This is a genomic window from Luteibacter sp. CQ10, from assembly GCF_040900725.1.
Lineage (GTDB): Bacteria > Pseudomonadota > Gammaproteobacteria > Xanthomonadales > Rhodanobacteraceae > Luteibacter.
The window spans coordinates 68,359-83,262 of record NZ_JAEUYM010000007.1; the positions used below are offsets into that span (position 1 = coordinate 68,359).

At 68.6% G+C, this 14,904-nt stretch carries 14 protein-coding genes; 1 reads left to right on the forward strand and 13 read right to left on the reverse strand.

What is annotated here, in order from left to right; genetic code table 11:
- Nucleotides 1–6 precede the first annotated feature (6 nt).
- Nucleotides 7–1,143 carry an efflux RND transporter periplasmic adaptor subunit gene (locus JNG39_RS20435; RefSeq protein ID WP_368313800.1) on the reverse strand — a complete coding sequence of 379 codons (1,137 nt, stop codon included), beginning with the start codon at nt 1,141–1,143 and terminating at the stop codon, nt 7–9.
- Nucleotides 1,144–1,256: 113 nt separating this feature from the next.
- Entirely contained in the window at nt 1,257–1,718 is a 462-nt protein-coding gene (locus tag JNG39_RS20440; protein ID WP_368313801.1) for a MarR family winged helix-turn-helix transcriptional regulator, read from the reverse strand.
- Between the two features lie 74 nt (nt 1,719–1,792).
- On the opposite strand from JNG39_RS20440, the gene JNG39_RS20445 reads away from it, so the two are divergent.
- Nucleotides 1,793–2,302, forward strand: a complete 510-nt coding sequence (locus JNG39_RS20445) for an O-acetyl-ADP-ribose deacetylase (RefSeq protein ID WP_368313802.1) — start codon at nt 1,793–1,795, stop codon at nt 2,300–2,302.
- Between the two features lie 317 nt (nt 2,303–2,619).
- Here JNG39_RS20445 and JNG39_RS20450 read toward each other — a convergent pair whose 3' ends face one another.
- From JNG39_RS20450 to JNG39_RS20500, 11 genes are all read right to left on the reverse strand, one after another.
- Entirely contained in the window at nt 2,620–4,290 is a 1,671-nt protein-coding gene (locus JNG39_RS20450) for a BatD family protein (protein WP_368313803.1), read from the reverse strand.
- 2 nt (nt 4,291–4,292) lie between these two features.
- The gene (locus tag JNG39_RS20455; protein ID WP_368313804.1) at nt 4,293–6,197 is read right to left on the reverse strand and encodes a VWA domain-containing protein; all 1,905 of its coding nucleotides are present in this window, start codon (nt 6,195–6,197) and stop codon (nt 4,293–4,295) included.
- On the reverse strand, nt 6,194–7,174 hold the full coding sequence (locus JNG39_RS20460; RefSeq protein ID WP_368313856.1) for a VWA domain-containing protein: 981 nt from the start codon (nt 7,172–7,174) through the stop codon (nt 6,194–6,196). The genes JNG39_RS20455 and JNG39_RS20460 overlap by 4 nt, the downstream gene beginning before the upstream one ends.
- Nucleotides 7,167–7,649 (reverse strand): DUF4381 domain-containing protein, encoded by a 483-nt coding sequence (locus tag JNG39_RS20465; protein WP_368313805.1) that lies wholly within the window; start codon nt 7,647–7,649, stop codon nt 7,167–7,169. The genes JNG39_RS20460 and JNG39_RS20465 overlap by 8 nt, the downstream gene beginning before the upstream one ends.
- The gene (locus JNG39_RS20470) at nt 7,649–8,563 is read right to left on the reverse strand and encodes a DUF58 domain-containing protein (RefSeq protein ID WP_368313806.1); all 915 of its coding nucleotides are present in this window, start codon (nt 8,561–8,563) and stop codon (nt 7,649–7,651) included. Before JNG39_RS20470 ends, JNG39_RS20465 begins: the two co-directional genes overlap by 1 nt.
- Nucleotides 8,560–9,552 carry a MoxR family ATPase gene (locus tag JNG39_RS20475; protein ID WP_247370870.1) on the reverse strand — a complete coding sequence of 331 codons (993 nt, stop codon included), beginning with the start codon at nt 9,550–9,552 and terminating at the stop codon, nt 8,560–8,562. Before JNG39_RS20475 ends, JNG39_RS20470 begins: the two co-directional genes overlap by 4 nt.
- A gap of 149 nt (nt 9,553–9,701) precedes the next feature.
- Nucleotides 9,702–11,927 (reverse strand): type IV pilus secretin PilQ, encoded by a 2,226-nt coding sequence (gene pilQ / locus JNG39_RS20480; RefSeq protein ID WP_368313807.1) that lies wholly within the window; start codon nt 11,925–11,927, stop codon nt 9,702–9,704.
- Nucleotides 11,928–11,947: 20 nt separating this feature from the next.
- Nucleotides 11,948–12,475 carry a pilus assembly protein PilP gene (locus JNG39_RS20485; protein WP_368313808.1) on the reverse strand — a complete coding sequence of 176 codons (528 nt, stop codon included), beginning with the start codon at nt 12,473–12,475 and terminating at the stop codon, nt 11,948–11,950.
- Complete coding sequence (locus JNG39_RS20490) at nt 12,475–13,128, reverse strand: type 4a pilus biogenesis protein PilO (RefSeq protein WP_368313809.1); 654 nt, start codon at nt 13,126–13,128, stop codon at nt 12,475–12,477. The genes JNG39_RS20485 and JNG39_RS20490 overlap by 1 nt, the downstream gene beginning before the upstream one ends.
- Nucleotides 13,125–13,766 carry a PilN domain-containing protein gene (locus JNG39_RS20495; RefSeq protein WP_368313810.1) on the reverse strand — a complete coding sequence of 214 codons (642 nt, stop codon included), beginning with the start codon at nt 13,764–13,766 and terminating at the stop codon, nt 13,125–13,127. Before JNG39_RS20495 ends, JNG39_RS20490 begins: the two co-directional genes overlap by 4 nt.
- A complete protein-coding gene (locus JNG39_RS20500; protein ID WP_368313811.1) occupies nt 13,766–14,827 on the reverse strand; it encodes a pilus assembly protein PilM in 1,062 nt (353 codons plus the stop codon). Before JNG39_RS20500 ends, JNG39_RS20495 begins: the two co-directional genes overlap by 1 nt.
- Between the last annotated feature and the right edge of the window lie 77 nt (nt 14,828–14,904).

The window sequence follows — 14,904 nt, forward strand, 5'->3', positions numbered from 1 at the left end:
TGCTCCTCAGGCCTCGTCGACGCGCACGCGCGCGCCGTCGGTAAGCAGCATCTGTCCTTCGGTCACCACCACCTCGCCACCCTTCAGGCCCTTGTCGATCACCACGCGGCTACCCGAGGTGGCGCCCGTGGTGACGGACCGCTGCTCGACCGTGTGGTCGGCCTTCACCACGAAGACGAACGCGCCGGCCGTGGAGCTTTGCAAGGCCACGACGGGAATGCTCACCGCGTCGGGCAGGCGCGTGGTAGGCAGGGTCACCTCGGCGAACTGGCCGGGCGTGAGCCGGCCGTCGGCGTTGTCGAAACGGCCCTTCAGGACGATGGTGCCGGTGGTGGCGTCCACGGCGTTGTCGATGAATTCCAGCTCGCCCCTGAGCGGCCCCCCGGTGTCACCGGGAACGTGCGCCTCGACGGGCAACGTGCCCTTGCGCGCCTCGATGCGCACGGCGGCGAGGCTGTCCTCGGGCACGGCGAACGCCACGCGGATCGGATCCACCTCGTTGAGCACCACGATGTCGGTGGTGTCCGCGCTCAGCGTCGCGCCCGGATAGGCCAGCGGCGCCCCGGTGACGCCGTCGAACGGCGCGGTGATGGTGGTGTAGTCCAGCTGCACCTGGGCCGCGCGCACCGCCGCCTTGTCGCTCTCGAGGTTGGCCCGGGCCACGCCGAGGTTGGCCTTGTAGAGGTCGTAGTCGGCACGGCTGACGAAGCCCTTGCCGAGCATGCTCTCGAAACGCTGGAGATCGGCCTCGGCCTTGGCGAGCGAGGCCTGGTCGCGGGCGACGTTGCCTTTCGCCGCGTCGAGCGCGGCCTGCATGGGGCGCGGATCGACCTGGGCGAGCAGGTCGCCCTTCTTCACGTGGCTGCCGGGGGTGAAGGCCAGCTTCTGGATCTGGCCGTTGACGCGCGAGCGCACGTTCACCGTGGAGTAGGCCTCGGCGCGGCCGATGATCTTCAGCGACAGGTCGATTTCACCGCGGGTGGCGACCGCCGTGGTGACCGGCACCCCCGCGGGGGAGGTCTTGGCCGTGGCTTTCGGGGCATCCTTCGTCTGACCGGTGTGCCGCCAGACGAACGTCACGGCCACCGCGACGAGCAGGAGGCCGATGACAAGGAGGAATTTCTTCCCTGGGGATCGCTGCATGGTTTCTCCGGCCGATGCCACCTGGATCGGTCGCCGCGCGGGGAAACGCGGTCATGGGTGAACGGCTATCGTAAGCGCTAACGCATGCGTTGCGGATCGGTTGACAGCGAAATTCAGCTTTCCTCGCACGGGCCGTCGAGGGCCTGGAGGTTTTCCTTCATGCGGGTAAGCGTATCCAGTGTGGTCTGGAGGTCTTCCATCGCGATCCCTCCCACGGCATCCCGGCGCAAGCCCCGGGCGATCTCTTCCATGTCGTCGATGACACCGCGCGCTTGCTCGGTATCGTGAAGGCGCCAGGCGCGGCGATCCTTGGGGTCGGCGCGACGTTCGACGAAGCCCGCGGCCTGGAGGCGATCAATGACGCGCCCCACGGCGATGGGCTCCATGTCCAATTGCTCGGCCAGTTCGTTCTGGCGCATGCCCGGACGACGATGCAGCGTCTTCAGTGCACGCCACTGGGCACGGGTGAGGCCGAACTTCACCGCCCGACGGTCGAAGTGCTTGCGGAAGAGCAAGGTCACGTCGTTGATCAGGTAGGCGAACGAGATGTCTTCAACTTTGAACTGGTCGGCCATGGCCTTTCTGGGCGATGCTTTTGGTGCGCCCCATCCTAGCCGTTTGCAGCCCGACCGTCATAGGAAAAACCCCGATGCGCCTCGAGGTCGCCCAAGCCGACATCACCACCCTGGCCGTGGACGCCATCGTCAACGCCGCCAACGAATCCCTGCTGGGCGGAGGCGGCGTGGACGGCGCCATCCACCGCGCCGCCGGGCCCAGGCTGCTGGCCGCCTGCCGCCTCCTGCCGGAAACGCGCCCGGGTGTGCGCTGCCCTACCGGCGAAGCCCGGGTCACGTCCGGCTTCGACCTGCCCGCCCGTTTCGTCATCCATACGGTGGGGCCGGTCTGGCGGGGAGGATCGCATCGGGAAGCCGACCTGCTGGCGGCGTGTTATGAGAATTGCCTCAATCTGGCCCGGGAACACGGGGTCGACTCGATCGCGTTTCCGGCGATCAGCGCGGGGGTGTACGGGTATCCGCTGGATGAAGCGGCGCGGATCGCGGTGGATGGCATCCGCCGGGCTTCCTGGCGACCGGAGCGGGTGGTGTTCTGCACGTTCGGGGCCAGTGCGACGGCTGCCTATGAAGGGCAGCTTCGCTGAAAGGACGTTCGTGGCGACCTGGATTCGCCGATGCGATCGGCTCCCACCCCTTCGGTAGGACGTCTGCTACCCAAAAAGGAGGCCCTCCGCTACCGGAGGGTGGGAGCCGACGGAGCGGGTGGTGTTCTGCACGTTCGGGGCCAGTACGACGGCTGCCTATGAAGGGCAGCTTCGCTGAAAGGACGTTCGTGGCGACCTGGATTCGCCGATACGATCGGCTCCCACCCCTTCGGTAGGACGTCTGCTACCCAAAAAGGAGGCCCTCCACTACCGGAGGGTGGGAGCCGATCGCATCGGCGAATCCAGGTCGCGAGAGCTCATCGGGGATAAAGCGGTGGCAATACGTCTTCCCCGCCGCTCGCCACGGACATCCAGTCGAAGCCGTTGGCAAAGGCGTCCTTAAGGGTAACGCCCTGCAACGCCCCGCCGCCGAAACGAGCACGCTGCACCATCGCGATGGCATCGCGTTGCGGCCCTTCACGCAATAGCACCGACAAGCCGCCCAACGAACGGACGTCCGGACGATGGACCTTCGCCCAGGCGAGCAGGGCACGTTCGATCGACGCGGCATCGCCCTGTCCGGCCGCCTGCATGAAGGCGTCGCGTGCGGGACCATCGCGAAGCGGCGGCGGCACCGGCAGCGAAGTCGTCGCCACGACGGGCCGACGACGCGAGGTCAGCCACCAGGCCAGCAGCGTCAGCACCCATAGCGACGCCATGCCGACGAAGAGCCACTGCCAGGGATGGCCCGGCGCGGTCACCGCGGGTGGCACGGACGACGGGGCGGTCGGGGCCGATGCCGACGGCGGGGCAGGCTTCGTTCCGCCCGCTCCGCTACCGGGCGATACGTCGATATCGTGCGCCGGGATGGTCGCGACCTCGGCCTTGTCGGTCACCACGTTCCACCAGTGCAACGTGGTTTCGGGAATGTGCAACGTGCCGGCCCGCGTGGGCACCACGGCGAAGCTTTGCTGGCGCCGTCCCGTTACCCAGGAACCGTTCGTGCTCCCGCCCGTGACGGCCTTGTCCGGGTAGATGTCGGCGCCGTCGAGCTTCGGCAGGGAAAGCGCCGGCAAGGCCTCGTAGGGCATGCCGACGGCATCCAGCCGCATGGTGAGCGTGAGGGGCTGGCCGACCGTGGCCTTGCCGTCGGCAGGCAGGCCGTCGAGGGCGAGTTTCAACGCGCGCGCCGGAATCCATGCGCCGTCCGCCGCACCGGCGGGGCGCCCGCGTACCTCCACCCGAAGCTTTTCGGCCACGGCGCTGACGGGCGAGCCCGAACCGAAGAAGGCACCCATGTCGTTGGGATCGACCACGGTGCCCTGGAACGCGGGCGGCTGGACATCGAGCGTGCCCGCTCGCTGGGGGAAGATCGCGTAATGGCGTTCCACGACGTTGAAGCGCCGGTTGCCGCGCATCGTCTGGTAGTTGGCATCTTGGCCGACGCGACGCACCTCGGCACCCTCGGCCGTCGGGTCGCCGAGGTTGCCGTCCGCGAGATTGGTGAAATACAGGCGCAACGTGTAGTCGATCTGCTGGCCCACGTAGGCCTGTGCGGGGTCGACCTTCGCCTCGAGCTGCACCGGTGCGTCGGGATTCGACGGGCCACTGTGCCCGGCCGCTTCGACGTCCAGTTCGAGCGGCTGCGTCTTCTGCGATCCGATCGCGAGCGAGGGCACGGTGAGATGGCCTTCGCGCCGCGGACGCAACGCGATGCCGAGGATCGCATGCGCTTCGCGGCGTCCGTTGACGATGCTCAACGAGTGGTTGGTCGACGTACCCAGCACGACGAAGTCGGCCGACAACGGCGACAGGTCGGGCGTATCGGCATCGCCCTCGCCCACCTCGATGTTGAGCGTCACCGTCTCGCCCATGCCGATGCGGCTGCGATCGAGCGAGGCGACGGGCGCCGCCTGGGCCCATGCGAGGATGGGCCACGCCAGCGCCCAGGCAAGGGCGAGCATCATCGGGTACCGCAAACTACGCATCGTCATTCCTCCGGCTCCGCGCCGTGCCGACGCTGGTACTCGAGCATGAATTTCCTCCGCAGCAGACCGCCCGGATCGTCCGGGACGCGCATGAGCGAACGACGCACGTCGGCAGGCAACTTCGACGACGCATCTTCCGCCGACATCGTGCCGAGGTCGTGGCTGCCGTCGTCCTTCTTGTCTTGCGCCTTGCCGTCCTTGCCCAGCGCGGCGTCCATCTGCTGCTTGAGCGCCGACTGCGCACGCTCGGCCTGTGCGCGTTCCGCCTGCGACTTCGTGGCGGCGTCACCCTGAGGCGGTTCGCCCTTACCCTGTGGCTGACCGGCGTCCTTGCCTTCGCCCTCGCCGGCCTTCGACGGATCGCCCTGCTGGGGCTGCCCCTCGTTGCCCCCCGCGTCGCCGGACGACTTGCCGTCCTGGCCCGCCTTCTGCGCGTCCTTGTCCTGGCCGCCTTGCGAACCCTGCTGGCCCTGCTGGCGTTTGGACGGATCCTTGTCGCCCTGCTTGCCGCCCTGGCCGTTCTTCGAGTCGTCGTTCTTGTTCTGCTTCTGCTGCTTGAGGAAGTCCTCGACGGCCTTGCGGTTGGCGGCCGCATCGGCATCGCCGGGACGCGCTTTCAGCGCGCGGTCATAGGCGGCGATCGCTTCCTCGTAGCGCTGCTGTTTCGCCAACGCGTTGCCGAGGTTGTATTGCGAATCGGCGTCCTTGCCGTCCTGCAACGCGGCGGCCGCAGCGGCGTAATCGCCGGCGCGATACGCGGCGGCGCCGCGCAACGAAGCGCTGGTCGCGAGCGACTGGGCTTTCGCCGCATCGCCCCCGGCCAGCGCGTGCGCGGCCTGCTGGTCGCGCGTGCGGAAAAGGTCGGCCAGGCCGTCGGCGTGCGCGGGGCGCAGCGGCAAAAGGGCCAACACGAACACGATGAGCCAGCCACGCCGGAACGCCAACGCGACGAGCGGCAGCAAGGGCAACAGCAACCACGCGCCGCGATCCTGCCATTGTCCCGACGTTGCGCCCGCGACCGCGCTGCCGGCGCCTTCGTCGTGCAGCATCGCCGACAGCGAAGTAACGTCGGAGGCATCGTTCGCCACCGGTACGTAGCGTCCGCCGCCGGCATTGGCGAGCGACGAGAGGGATGCGTCGTCGCGCGGCGCCATCACGATGGCTCCCTGCGCATCCTTGATGAAGCCGCCGTCCGGGCTGGTGATCGGACCGCCGCGCGACGTGCCGATGCCGAGCACCGACACGCGATCGCCCGCGGCACGTGCGCGCCGTGCGGCCGCGGCGGCATCGGCGTCCACCCGGTCGGTCACCAGCACGATGGAGCCGCCATGCAGGTCGGCGCGACGGATGAGGTCGGCGGCGAGGTCGATCGCCTTGCCCGCGTCGTCGCCCTCGACCGGCATGGTATCCGGCGAGAGCGCGTTGAGCAGGTCGTCGACGCTATGCGCATCCGAGGTGAGCGGTGCGACGGTAAAGGCTTCGCCGGTATAGGCGACGAGCGCGTTGAGGCCGCCCGCATTCGCTTCGTAGAGCTTGCGCACCTTGTAGCGCGCACGACTGAGCCGGTCGGGAACGACGTCGTGGGAGAGCATGTGCTGCGACATCGATACCACCACCACCTGCGCGCTGCGCTCGGCGAAGAGCTGCTGCGTCTGCCGGTTCCACGTGGGCCCCGCCAGGGCGAGCACGGCGAGGATGCCGGCGGCGGCGAGCGCGAACGCGGGAGCGCGCGTCGACGCCGGCGCGCCGTCGAGCAGGTGCGGCAGCAGGGTGGGATCGGCGAGCCGCGCGAGCACGCGCGCGCCGGGCTGTCGCCGCGACAACAGCCATGCCGCCACCGGTACCGCCAGCAGCAACCACAGCCAGGCCGGCTGGATGAAGTGGAAGTTCGCCAGCAGCTCGGTCATGCGGCGCTTCTCCGCCACGTCAGGCCCGGCAGGGCCGCGAGGGCCAACAGTACGAGGGAGGCGATCAACGGCCAGCGGAACAGCTCGTAACGTGGCCGCAAGGCCGCGCCTTCCTGCGGCACCGGTTCCAGCTGATCGATGGCTCGATAGGCATCGGCCAGCTGGCGGGTGTCGGTGGCGCGGAAGAAGCGCCCGCCGGTCTGGTTGGCGATGTCGGTCAGCATGCTCACGTCGAGATCGGCCGATGGATTGACCGTATGCGCGCCGAACAGATCGTCCACGCGCATCGCGGTGGCACCGATGCCGATGGTGTAGACCTTCACGCCCGCCGCCTTCGCCGCGCGCGCGGCCTCGCGGGGCGAGATCGATCCGGCGTTGTTCACGCCGTCGGTGAGCAGCACCGCCACGCGCGCCTGTTCGGGCATGTCGGCCAGTCGCTTGACCGCCACGGCGAGCGCGTCGCCGATGGCCGTTTCACGCCCGGGCAGGCCGACCACCGCGCCGTGCAATTGCGCCCGCACGGCGTCGAGATCGTAGGTGAGCGGCGTGACGAGATACGCCTGCGAACCGAACAGGATGAGGCCCAGTTCGTCGCCGACGCGGCGGTCGATGAAGTCGCCGGCGATGGCTTCCACCGCGGTGAACCGCGTGACCTGACGACCGGCCAGTTCCATGTCGTCGAGCGACATGCTGCCGGAGAGGTCCACCGCCAGCATCGTCGCGCGGCCGCTGCGGCGCTGCGGCTCGGGAGGCCCCAACCACTGCGGGCGTGCCGCCGCCGTCACCAGGCACAGCCAGGCGAGCACGAGCAACGCCGTGGCGGCGAACGGTGCGCGCCCCATCGGTCCCTGCGCCAGCGCCAGGCCGGGGTGCGGCAGGTTGAGCGCCTGCGCGGGCCGCACGGGACGCAGCACGTGGCGCAGCAACCATGGCAACGGCAGTGCGACGAATACCCAGGGCCAGGCGAACTCAGGCAGGGACACGTGACGTCCTCCGCATGGCGGCCCTCACCCAGGCTTCGGCATCGCGCGCCGTGGCGGCGACGTCGAGTTCGGCCTTCGGCCGGTACATCGTCCCGTCGAGCGCGACGAGGCGATCGACCGCCACGCGCGGCGCCTGCGTCGCGAGCACGCGACGCCAATCGTCGCCGGACGACGTGACGCTCCGCGGGTCGCGCAGGCGCGCCACGCGTCGCAACAACTGGCTCGCGGCGGCGGCGAACGCGGCGGCATCGCCATCCGTCGCATACCGTTCGCGTGCCGCGCGCAACTCGGCCACCACGGCATCGGCCCGGCGACGGCGTGCCGCGCGGCGACGCCAGGCAAGGACGGCGACGATGCAGGCGACGACCAGTAATGCGATCAGCGCCCACCAACCCGGGGCCAACGGCCACCACATCGAGACGTGGGGCACGTGGATATCGCGCAACACCGGACCGCTTTGCTGCTGCATCACGGCCTCCTCGCACCGAGCAGGGCCACGACGGCATCCAGCGGATCGGCCGCGGTATCGATGGCCCGCTGGCGCAGGCCGAGCCCGTTCGCCAGGGCGAGCAGGCGATGACGTCCCTCGCCCATGGCGCGGGTGAAGGCGGCGCGTTCGCGATCGGCGTGCAGCGCCACGTCGTAGTGGACGCCGCGATGCGCGAACGGATAACGCCCGGCGGGAGGCTCGGTCATCTCCAGCGCATCGGCCACGTTGAGCACGGAGACCTCGGCCTTGCCGACGAGACCGAGCATGCGGCCGCGCGCGGCCTCGTCGACGCAGAAGCCGTCGCTCACCAGCAAGATGCGCGACGCGCCGTGCATCAGGCGGCCGGCCCGCTGCAACGCGGCGGAGAGGCTTTCGTCCTCGCCCGGGGGCAAGGCGTCCCAGGCGGCGATGGCACCGGCCACGGCCAACGCGCCGCGCGCACCGCCCTGCGGCTTCACCAGCTGGCGCTGCGCGCCGAAGGCGAGCACGCCCACGCGATCGCCGCCGCGTATCGCATACCACGCGGCCAGCGCCGCGGCGCGCGCGGCCTGCACCGACTTGAAACGCACGCGGGTGCCGAAGCGCATGCTCGCGTTGGTATCGAGCAGCACCAAAAGGCGGCCTTCGCGTTCTTCCTGGAAGAGCTTGGTGTGGGCCACGCCGCTGCGGGCGGTGAGGCGCCAGTCCATCCGGCGCACGTCGTCGCCGGCCTGGTAGACGCGCGATTCGGCGTAGTCCATGCCCCGTCCGTGCAGGCGTCCCGGACGCTGGCCGCTACGCGGCGCGCGGGATACCACGGGTGGTGCGGGTGCGCGCATCGCGCGCGAGCGCAAGGCGATCAGTTCGGGCAACGAAACACGTACGCGCCCGTCGGCGGCGGCGACGGCGTTCACGGCAGCGGCACGAGATCCAGCAGGCGGTCGACGATGGTATCCACGCGCACGCCCTCGGCCTCCGCCTCGTAGCTGGGCAGCACGCGATGGCGCAGCACGTCGTGCGCGACGGCGTGGATGTCTTCCGGCAACACGTAGTCGCGACCGGCGAGCCAGGCATGCGCCCGTGCGCAGCGATCGAGCGCGATGGTGGCGCGCGGGCTGGCGCCCCAGGCGATCCAGCGGGCCAGTTCCGGCCCGTACTTGCCGGCTTCGCGCGAGGCCACCACCAGTTGCGTCACGTAGAGCTCGAGCGGTGGCGCCATGTGCACGGAGAGCACCGCGTCACGCGCGGCGAAGACATCGTCCGGGCGCAACAGGTGGGCCACCGGCGGCGCGGGATGCATCACCTGGCGGGCCTGGTCGCGTGCGAGGCGCAGGATCGCCAGCTCGGAGGCCGCATCGGGATAACCGATGGTCACGTGCATCAGGAAGCGGTCGAGCTGGGCCTCGGGCAACGCGAAGGTGCCCTCCTGCTCGATGGGATTCTGCGTGGCCATCACCATGAACAGCTCGGGCAGCGGCCAGGTGCGCCGGCCGATGGTGATCTGGCGTTCGGCCATGGCCTCCAGCAGCGCCGACTGCACCTTGGCCGGCGCGCGGTTGATCTCGTCGGCCAGCACGATGTTGTGGAACAGCGGCCCGCGCTCGAACTCGAAGGTGCCCGTCTGCGGACGGAAGATGTCCGTGCCGGTCAGGTCGGCGGGCAGCAGGTCGGGCGTGAACTGGATGCGGTGGAAATCGGCTTCGATGCGGGTGGCCAGGGCCTTGATGGCGGTGGTCTTGGCCAGTCCCGGCGCGCCTTCGACCAGCAGGTGCCCGTCGGCGAGCAGCGCGATCAGCAGGCACTCGACCAGGTGGGGCTGGCCGATGATCCCCCGGGCCAGTTCCTCGCGCAGGCGGACGAAGGCCTCCTGGAGCGGCGTCGTGGCGGTCGGCGTGTCGGACATCGGCGGGTCTCTACGTAGGCGTCAGGCCCGATCAGACCACAGCGAGGGCGAGAAGTTTAGGGCCGGAAGTCCCGGCACGACCGGGACCTGCGGCAACCACGAAAAAAAGCCCGCCGAAGCGGGCTCGTTGTGTTTCGGGGGCGACGGGCTTATTGCAGCGTGTCGCTCAGGATGCGCGGCGTCACGAAGATCAGCAGCTCGGCCTTGTCGTTCTGTCGAGTCGTTTTGCGGAACAGGAACCCTAGGCCGGGGATGTCGCCCAGTCCGGGGACTTTCGTCGTGTTGTTGTTCTTCGTGATTTCGTAGATACCGCCGAGCACCACTGTCTGGCCGTTATCGACAAGCACCGAGGTGTTGATCTCCCGCGTGTCGATCTGCGGCACGGAGCCGCCGCCCGGGCTGTTGATGAACTGGTTCAGGGCATCCTTCTTCACATTGATCTTCAGATAGACGCGGCTGTCGGCGGTGATCGTCGGCGTGACGCGCAACTCGAGTACGGCATCCTTGAACTGCACGGTGGCATTCTGAGCGCCACCGCCGGAATTCGAGGCCTGGTAGGTCACGTAACCGATTTCCGTACCCTGCTTGATCACGGCCTCCTGCTGGTTGGCCGTAATGACACGCGGGCTGGAAATGACTTCGCTGCGGCCTTCGGTCTGCGCGGCAGAAAGTTCCAGGTCGACGAGGTAGTTCGAGCCCAGGATGGCGAGGCCGAGGCTACCGGCCGGCTGCGACACCGGCAGGTTGACGTTGTAGCCGCCGGGGAACGTCAGCGTGTTGTTGGTGGCGGTGCCGTTGTTGAGATTGTGTACCTGGGTAACGAGGTTGGGCGCACCACCGGCCGTCGTACCCGTCTGGCCACTGCTCAGATCCGGCGTGGTGCCGATGACCTGCCCGCTGGAATTGGTCTTGAAGGCCTGTGCACCCCAGCGCACGCCCAGCTGCCGGCTGAAGGTGTCGGAGGCGGCGACGATGCGCGACTCGATGAGCACCTGCTGCACCGGGCGGTCGAGCGTGGAGATGAGTTCGCGCAGGTCGCGGATCTTGTCCGGCGTGTCGTTGATGAGCAGCGTGTTCGTGCGATCGTCGAAGGACACGCTGCCTCGCGGCGAGAGGAAGCCCCGGTTGCCGCTCGAGGCACCACCGCTGGCGCCGTTGCTCTGCAGGCTGCCCTGGGTGAGCAGCTTGGCGATGTCCTCGGCCTTGCCGTAGCTGATGGGCACGTAGTCGGACACGAGTTCGGCGCTGTCCTCGGCCTTCTGGCGGGCATCGGCCAGGCTCTGCTCGTAGTTGGCGAGCTCGGCCTGCGGCGCGATCCAGATCACGTTGCCGCTGCGGCGCTTGTCCAGGCCCTTGGCACGCAGGATCACGTCCAGCGCCTGGTCCCAGGGCGTGTTGACCAGGCGCAGCGTGACACTGCCGCCGACGCTGTCGGACGCCACGAGGTTGAGCTTGGCCTCATCGGCGATCAGCTGCAGCGCGGAGCGGACCGGGATGTCCTGGAAGTTGAGGCTGAAGCGCGTGCCGGAGTAGACCGGCTCCTGTCCCTTGGCGGCCTTGCCGGTGGGCGCGGCGGCCTTCTTCGGCGCCACTTCCACGACGTAGTCGCTGCCGTTCTGGTACGAGGAAACCTCGACCTCGCCCTTGGTCTGGACGTCCATCCGGGCGCCGCCCGGCGCCGTCTTCGAGGTGATCGAAAGCACCGGCGTGGCGAAGTCCACCACGTCCAGGCGCTGGGCGAACTTCGGCGGCAGGGATGAGCCCGGCAGGCTCACGATGACGTGGTCGCCCTCGCGATGCATTTCCGGGGTGGTGGTGGCCGACGCGCCGAGCGTGACCATCACCCGGCCCTCACCGTTCTGGCCGCGACGGAAGTCGATATTGGACACCGGCACGCCGGCGCTGGACGGCAGCGCCTTGGTGGGATCGGAAACCACCGCCGTGGTGGTCGTGGCGCCCGTGGGACCGTTGTTCACGGTGACGATGAGGTTGTTGCCGTCCACCCGCGTGCGGTACGCCGATTCGCGGAACAGCTCCACGGTGACGCGCGTGCGCCCGCCGGCCGAGACGATCGACACGCCCGAGGTCGATCCCTTGGCGATGTCGAGGTGACGGGTGCTGTAGGCGTTGGTCGTGTCCGCCAGGTCGATGGCGATGCGCGGCGGGTTGTTCGTGGTGAACACCTTGGGCGTGGGCGCCTTTTCGGTGAACGCCAGCGTCAGTTCCACGCGCCCGCCCGGTTGGGCGTCGTAGGTAACGTTGCGCAAGGCATTGGCCGCGGCGGCCTGGCCTGCGAAGCCCAGCGTCGCGGCCATCGCCGCGCCGAGGATCCAGCGGCGAGCGCGTCCCGGCAGGCGGTGGAAAGTGGTGGTCATGTGCGTCATCCCCGAGATACTCATTTTTCGCCGACCGAGATGCTTGCCGGGCGCTCCATCCAGCCGCCGGCTCCGTTGGGCACCAGCTCGACCAGGTCGATGCGATCCTCGCTCAACGCGGTGATGCGGCCGTAGGCCTGCCCCATGTATTCGTTGCGATGGACCTTGTGGATCACGCCGCCCGGATCCTGGACCAGCGCCTCCATGCCCGCGCCGGCTCCGAAGGTACCCACCATCTTCAGCGTATCCAGGGCGAACATCTCCAGCGGCTCCTTGGGACGGTTCTCGTCGGGGCGCGGGCCGGAGGTCGCCGAGGTGTCCATTTCGGCCGAGCTCGGGCTGAAGGGATCGCGGGCGTTCTGGTCCTGGTAGGCGAAGGTCTCGAAGGTGCGGATCACCGGCAGCGGCGGGATCGGCTCACCCTTCTTGTGCTTTTCGGCGTCGACCCATTCGTGCAGGTCGGACGTGCCCCGGGTGCAGCCACCCAGGGCCACGCCGGCGGCCACGGCCAGCAGGACGATGCGTGCGCGTGCGGAAACGTGGCTCATCACTTGCCTCCCGCCTTGGCCTTCTTGGCCTCGGCCGCCGCCTCGTCGTCGTCGAGGTAGCGATAGGTCTTGACCGTGCCCTGCAGCACGAGCTGCCCCGACGCGGGGGCGCCCTTCTTGTCGGCCTCCTTCGGCTTGAGCGACACGTCGTGCAAGGTGAGGATCACCACGCGCGGCAACGAGGCCACGCCGCTGATGAAGCTGCCGAACTGGTGATAGGTGCCCACCATGCGCAGCGTGATCGGCTTCTCGGCGTAGAAGTCGCGCGGCGTTTCCGGACCGGGCTGGAACAGCTCGGTCTCGATGCCGGCGGCCAGGGCCGTCTGCGAGATGTCGATCAGCAGCTCGGGCATTTCGGTCTTGCTGGGAAGCTGGCGAAGCAGCGTGCGCAGCATGTCCTTCATTTCGGCCAGCTGCTGTTCCAGGGCCTCGAGATTGGCGGCCTTCGCCTGCTTCTGCGAGAAGTCGTGCTTGAGCGACTCCTCCTTCTGCTCGGCGCTGGCCAGTTCGTCCTGCTGGTCGCTGACGTACAGGTACCAGCCGAGGAACGTGACGAGCACGAAGACCAGGCCGGTGAAGAACATCTTCACCGACTTCGGCCATCCGCCGACGTTGTTGCGGTCGAGGTTGCGCAGGTCGTCGAAGAACTTCACGGCTTGGCCCCTCCCGTCGTGGCGGGCGCGACCGGCGCGGGTTGGGCCCCGGCGGCGGTCGAGGCCGACGCCGGTGCACCGTCGCCGCCGCCGTCGGCCGGGGTGTTGAGTTTCACGTCGAGTCCGAAGGTGTACGGCATGCGCGAGGCGTCGTGGGTGTTCTCGGTCTTGCGCAGGTCGGCATGGCCCATCCAGGGCGAGGCCTCGATGTTGCGCATGTAGTCGGCCACGCTGGAGTTGGACTGGGCGACGCCGTCGAGCGACATGGAGTCGGCCGACTGCTTCATGCCCGACAGGCGCGCGCTGGGCGGGATGGTCTTCACCAGTTCGTCGAACAGGTGGACCATCTGCGAGCGGTTGGCCTGCAGCTGCTCGATGATCTGCTTGCGCTGGAGCAGGTCGGCGCGAACCTTCTCCAGTTCCTTGATCTTCCCGATACGGCTGTCGAGCTGGGTGATCTCACCCTGCAGGTAGGCATTCCGTTCGCCCTGGTTGTCGATGCGGGCGTCCATCCAGAACGACCAGGCGATGAGCACGACCAGCGCCGCGCCGAAGGCCATGCCCAGCTGGAGGTAGAACTCGCGTTCGCGAAGCTTCCGTCGCTCGGCGCGCCACGGGAGCAGATTGATGCGTGCCATCAGTCGAAGCTCCTCATGGCCAGGCCCACGGCGATCATCAGGGCCGGGGCGTCCTGGGCCAGCGTCTGCGCCTGCACGCGATTGGAAAGCGCCATGCGCGCCAGCGGGTTGGCGACCACGCAGGGCACGCCGATCTGCTGCTCGAGCAGCTCGGTGATGCCTTCGATGGCCGCGCAGCCACCGGCCAGCACCACCTGGTCGACGCGGCTGTATTCGCTGCCGGCGAAGAAGAACTGGAGCAGGCGGCTCACCTGCTGCACCAGCGACTCCTTGAACGGCTCGAGGGCCTCCATCTCGTAGGACTCGGGCAGGCCGCCCTTGCGCTTGGCGCGGCCGGCTTCCTCGTAGGACAGGCCGTACCGACGCATGATCTCGTCGGTGAGCTGCTTGCCGCCGAACACCTGCTCGCGCGAATAGATGGTGCGCTGGTTCTTCAGCACGGCCAGGGTGGTCATCGTGGCGCCGATGTCCACCACCGCCACCAGGGCGTCGCGGGGCACTTGCAGCTGGTCGGCGACCATGCCGAAGGCGTTTTCCATGGCGAACGCCTCGACGTCGACCACCTTGGCGGTGAGCCCGCCCAGGTCGAGCGCGGCGATGCGCATGTCCACGTTCTCGGTACGGGAGGCGGCCAGCAGCACGTTGTTCATTTCGGGGTTGTCGCGGACCGGGCCCAGCACCTCGAAATCGAGGCTCACTTCCTCGATGGGATACGGAATGTACTGGTTGGCCTCGACCATGATCTGGCCTTCGAGGTCGTCCTCGGAGAGATCGGCCGACATGGGAATGACGCGGGTGATCACCGCCGAGCCGGCCACCGCCGCCGCCGCCGCGTGCTTGAGTTTGGCGCCGGAGCGGGCCAGGGCGCGGCGAATGGCTTCGCCCACCGCCTCGACCTCGACGATGTTCTTCTCGACCACGGCGTTGGGGGGCAACGGTTCGACGGCATAGTGCTCGACCCGGTAACGCCCGCCCGCCTGGCTGAGTTGCAGCAGCTTGACCGCGGTCGAACTGATGTCGACGCCGATCAATGGCGTCGATTTGGGTGTGAAGAGCCCCACGATGTCCCCCTGTTCCCCGCGCCTTTGTCGGAATGTGTGTCGTGGCGCGATGGCATTAGATCGAAAACTTAACGGAT